The organism is Desulfomicrobium escambiense DSM 10707, from assembly GCF_000428825.1.
Taxonomy (GTDB): Bacteria; Desulfobacterota; Desulfovibrionia; order Desulfovibrionales; family Desulfomicrobiaceae; genus Desulfomicrobium; species Desulfomicrobium escambiense.
On sequence record NZ_AUAR01000033.1, the window covers coordinates 1 to 5004 of the forward strand.

General features: G+C 47.1%; 5 protein-coding genes. 1 reads left to right on the top strand and 4 read right to left on the bottom strand.

Annotation, left to right across the window (positions count from 1 at the left end; genetic code table 11):
- Positions 1–255: 255 nt before the first annotated feature.
- From G394_RS0115880 to G394_RS19575, 4 genes are all read right to left on the bottom strand, one after another.
- The gene (locus G394_RS0115880) at positions 256–708 is read right to left on the bottom strand and encodes a hypothetical protein (RefSeq protein ID WP_028578500.1); all 453 of its coding nucleotides are present in this window, start codon (positions 706–708) and stop codon (positions 256–258) included.
- A gap of 92 nt (positions 709–800) precedes the next feature.
- A complete protein-coding gene (locus tag G394_RS19570) occupies positions 801–1280 on the bottom strand; it encodes a hypothetical protein (protein WP_156902646.1) in 480 nt (159 codons plus the stop codon).
- Between the two features lie 119 nt (positions 1281–1399).
- A complete protein-coding gene (locus tag G394_RS20940; protein ID WP_156902648.1) occupies positions 1400–2923 on the bottom strand; it encodes an ATP-binding protein in 1524 nt (507 codons plus the stop codon).
- A 664-nt stretch (positions 2924–3587) separates the two neighbouring features.
- Positions 3588–3806 carry a hypothetical protein gene (locus G394_RS19575; protein ID WP_211226311.1) on the bottom strand — a complete coding sequence of 73 codons (219 nt, stop codon included), beginning with the start codon at positions 3804–3806 and terminating at the stop codon, positions 3588–3590.
- Between the two features lie 422 nt (positions 3807–4228).
- On the opposite strand from G394_RS19575, the gene G394_RS19580 reads away from it, so the two are divergent.
- Positions 4229–4723 carry a phospholipase effector Tle1 domain-containing protein gene (locus G394_RS19580; RefSeq protein ID WP_043776271.1) on the top strand — a complete coding sequence of 165 codons (495 nt, stop codon included), beginning with the start codon at positions 4229–4231 and terminating at the stop codon, positions 4721–4723.
- Positions 4724–5004 lie beyond the last annotated feature (281 nt).

A 5004-nucleotide genomic window follows, 5' to 3' on the forward strand; every position in this document is an offset into this window, starting at 1 on the left:
CGCTGACTTCTGCCCCGTGACCAGGCTGAGGATCTTTTCCACCGTGCCGAGGTAGACCTGATTCACAACCTTGGGCTTGCCGTTCACACGGGCAATCTCACGGATGTAGAAGTAGGGTCTTCCGTTTTTCATTTTCTTATGGAGGTGCGCCATGTCTCGGCCATATCATAAGGGTCTTACATGTGCAAGAAAAATCATTCTTTTTGGTAAAAAATCAGCAAGTTGTGTCGTGGAAAAACGGGAAAGGAAGGGGTCTTACAGGAAATGTAAGGGTAATAGTCTGGAATTATGAAGAAAATGGGCCTGGATCAGGAGATTTTTTCGAAACTCCTGTTCGAGATGGGCGACGGTGAAGGGCTCCGCCCCGCCGGTGAGCACGGTGAACACGTCCGCCCTGCCCCCGACCGTTCGCGCGAACCGGGTTGCGGGCGCAGCCTGGTTCCTGCTGGCCGTGCACCACTCGGCGGCATATGTGACCCAGATCCAGCCGCCCGGAGCGAGGTCGCAGAAATCGGAGACAGCATTGTTCCCATCGCGCCGGACGGCCCCGGGCAAACCACTGGCGCAACCACCCGCGATATCCCAATCGGTGTAGAACTCGCCGGTCCTGTCGGTTTCGCCGCAAGCGGCAAGAGTGACGACAAAAAGGACAAGGGCCAGAATGGAAGCCTGATGGCGGCGATGCGTGTGGACCGTCAGCACGTGCATGCTCCGATGTCGTTGGAAACCAATATGTTCATGACAACCAGATTGAATCGGATTGCGCCATGTGCCTCGCCTGCCCGATCAGAGGCCAAGGGTCAGCTATTGAGTCTTGACTCTCCCCGGCGGACAATCCTGCTCACGGTCGAATAATGCAAGCCGGTCGCAACGGCCACTTGGGCCTGGGTGTATACGAATTCGAGGCACGCCTTGACAATTGTCTTGTCGCGCTCCTCCCTGCCTTTAGTGTTCGCCAACAGGTTCTCCAGGCTGGGACGGTCGGCGAAGCGTTGGATGCGGGGAACCTCCTTGAGGGCGCTCTTTTCCTTGAGCATGGGAAACAGCTTTTCGAGAAACGCATCGTCACCGAGGAAGCACTGCCCTTTGAGATCGCTCCAGGGCGAGTCTTCAAGCTCCGTTCCTGCCTTGATGAACCGCCGGTATTCTGTGCAGGCGCTGTTCCGGTCGAGTCCAAAGTTTTCCAGAATCCAGTCCACGGACAGGAACTCCGGCACCTTGTCGAGTCCGGCGGTAGCCCTGTAGCTGGACCAAGGATACTTCTCGGCATCCTTGACCATGCCGGCCCGCACGGGATTGAGCACGACATACCGGCACATGTGAGGGAGATAACCTGAGATAAATAAAGATCAAGATCTGACCCTCGACTTTGTCGGTGAAATGATTTGTTGTGTAATTATTATTCTTTTATTTCTGGCAATTCAAATATCATGGGCACACTTGATCGAAATGCTTTTCCAGCCGCAATTGCTTGTCTGAATTTTAATTTAGTTAAGCTGTTTACAATGTCTTGACCAAAATAGTTCGCTAAAAAATCACTACTGGTCTTATCAAACTCTTGAAAAGAGATAATCGTATTACATTGAGTTAGTATGGTTTTTGATACATTTGCTGTACGCTGAGCAATAACTAACAAACCTACATTGTATTTCCTTCCTTGTAAGGCGATCTGGGCGATGCTGTTCAGCAAGGGTTGACTAACCTTGTCCGAGACTCCTGAAAAATTCCACTCTGGGACAATGGTATGTGCTTCTTCTAGTACCAAACAAACCCGTTTGCCATAATTTCCATCTTGTTTCGCAATTTGAAATAATATTTTAAAAAAGGCTTTCGTATATGTCAAAACACCTGAAGTATTATCTACATGAGGAAGCTCAAATATTGATAATTGATCAGGACCTTCTAAGAATTTTTTGACCTCATCCTTAATTGTATTGGCAACTTCGATCTTTTTTGCTCGTGATTTGTCATTATCTTTGTTGTAATTGTTACCAACCTCTCTTTCGATAAAATCGATATCTTTAAAAAGCTGATTAGATACTTTAGAATCTATTACATGTTTTGGATTTAAATCACTGAATTTGCCAACGTATTCACCTGTAAAATCAATGCAAATTACTTTAACATCGTCATCGGACAAATATTGCCTAATTAAATTCCTCGAAAATATTGATTTTCCTGTTCCTGTGACGCCAATAACAGCTAAATGATGTGACATTGCGGTGCGCTTATTCAATGTTACTGGATAATTTGTGTTAGGAATATTGCCAATGACATATTCGTCAATTTCTAACTTAGGCGTTTCAATATCCGAAGCTAAAAAGACAGGAGAATTGATTTCAGGGACCCAACCAAATTGTTCGAACTGAAATTTTTGGATATTCCATGTCCCCAGTTGAATTGCTTCTCCTATAATTAATCCGGTTTGGTTTTTGTGCTCTAAAGTTTCAATTTTCGTTATTCCTTCAACAATCTGGTAAAGGACTTTGGTTTTATTAATTGCGATTTCAAGAAGTTGACCTTCATAAACTTCTATTTTAGAGTTAAAAATAAATCTAATTTTATTAATAGTACTACTGTCTGTAACTATTCCTACAAATCGTAGCAAAAACTTATTTTCAGGGATACTGTCGAGTTTGTAAACAACATCTAAAGCATGTTTTTCTAGATGTTGTTGCTGTTTAAATATTGTTTCAATTTGCTGGTTAGACAACACCTTAACCCACTGTTCTTGATTTAATAAATAACTTTCTAGCAACAGACCTCGACGTATTATTTGGTCAGTAGAATACTGGAATTCAACAAAATCAAATATTCTAGCTTTAGTTGATCTGATTGATGAATCAAATAATTTAACTAAAAACGTGTTCTTAGATTGAACTCCAAAAATTTGACCCAAAGCACTATCTTTTGTAGCTTCCATTTCGCTAGTGAAAAGGTCACTTATCGCACGAGAGAGAGAGAGGGTATGTTTAAAATTATAAAAACAACCCAAAATAGCAGAAGTGCATTAAACTCTATAGTCCCTCCTCCAAATTGTTTAAAAGCACCCCATAAGAAAAATGCAGAAAATAGCGCATCGGGCTTTCCTATTTCTCGATTCAACCTTGAAGTAATACGAATTAATTTATTCTCTTCAATTAGCTGCCTATGCCGTACCCACAATAAAATGTAACTCGATAAGAGGAGATATATTGTTGCAGAAAAGAACACCCAAAAAATTAAATCTCTATCATTACCTTTAACTAACAGCAGTGATATGGCAGCTGTTACTGCGTTAACGAAAATATTTGAATCTTTCGAGAAGTGTGGCTGGTCAATTAAAGACAATAAAATTAGAAGTAGCAGACCAGATGTAAACCAGAAATCATTAAGAATGAAATCAAAACTATGTGTAAGAATAAATCCAACCACAAGTAATATCGAAGTCGAAAATGCTATTAATGTTAATCTATATGATTTCGTCATAATGATATATTCTATGTTTGCTAGTTTTTAAAAACACAACACGAACAAGAAAAGGGGTCGGGTCTTCCTTTGGCTCATCTTCATGAACTGTCAGGAATCAGTGGATTTATCAGGGGATTTCATAGAATCTGCCGCCCGCTCTCCTGTTTCACCCAATACGCCTGCCGATGCCCCCGCCCCTCATACTCCCGTACCAGCGCCAGGGCCTCTTCCTCGGCCAACCCGTCTCGAACCAGAAACTCGTTGTTGTTGTCATCCAGCCGCCAGACGGAAAAACCACCCTCTTTCCGGCCCTCGGAACCGCCTTCGTCTTCTCTGCCTTGCCGCTCATGCATCATTGCCTCCGACACGGATCAATGATTAAAAAATTTTGAAGCGCATACATCACATGCAGCACGCAGGCAACATATTTCCTGATGTCATACAGTCATTACGAGTACCCATTACATACGTATCCCCCGTGCTGATTATCGCCACGAAGCGTTGATCGCGCCCCTAGCCCCATCACCCGAAGCCAGCCGCTTTCGTAGTTATTTTTCGCAAGCATTTCCCGGAACATTTCATGACGCATCCCGATTCATCTCCTGCACAAATCACGTAGCACTCTCCTGTTGAGGCTGCCGGCCCGATTCGCAGCCATCCGTCCGTGCGGAAGACAAAAGCGGCAAGGTCGCAGGGCCTCCGCAATCCACTGCGCGGCATGATGTCCTGCAGCCATGCCCGGCCCCCCCAGATGCAAACGAATCATCTAGGAGGCTGCATGTCCAAACGCGTCGTCGTCTGCTGCGACGGCACGTGGAACACCCCGGACCAGAAAGATGACGGGGTGGTCTGCCCGACCAACGTGACCAGACTCGCCATGGCCGTGGCGCCGTATGCCGGGAACGGCAAGCCGCAGATGCGCTACTACGATACGGGGGTGGGCACGCAATGGTACGACAGGATACGGGACGGGGTTTCGGGGATGGGGATTTCGCGGAACATCCTGCAGGCGTACCGTTTTCTGATGGAACTGTACGGGGAAGGCGACGACATCTTCCTCTTCGGCTTCAGCCGCGGGGCGTACACGGTCCACAGCCTGGCCGGGCTGCTGCGCAACTCGGGGCTGCTGCTCCCGAGAACCTGCACCGACTGGACGACGCCTACAGGCTCTACCGCCGCCGCGACCCCGAGTTCCACCCCCCGCGCCATCGAGTCCGAACTCTTCCGCCGGACCTATGCACGCGAGGTCCGCGTGCACTGCATCCGCGTCTGAGACACGCTGACGGTCGACTGGCGGGCAAGGGGCATCCCCACGCGCAGTCGTTCCGGGTCAAGGATGCAGCCCATAAACCACCCCGCATAATTCAGCATTCACCCGCATGTGATTCCCTATCCGATGCTGGCAGACTGCCGCGAAAAACTTCGTGCACAGCTACGGGAGAATCCATGCCCCAGACGACAGCAGACAGTTCAAGGCCGACGTCTGACCGATGTCGGCTACGAAATGAAATTGGAGAGCGAAGCTATTGTTCAGGGGATAACGAATATCGAAGG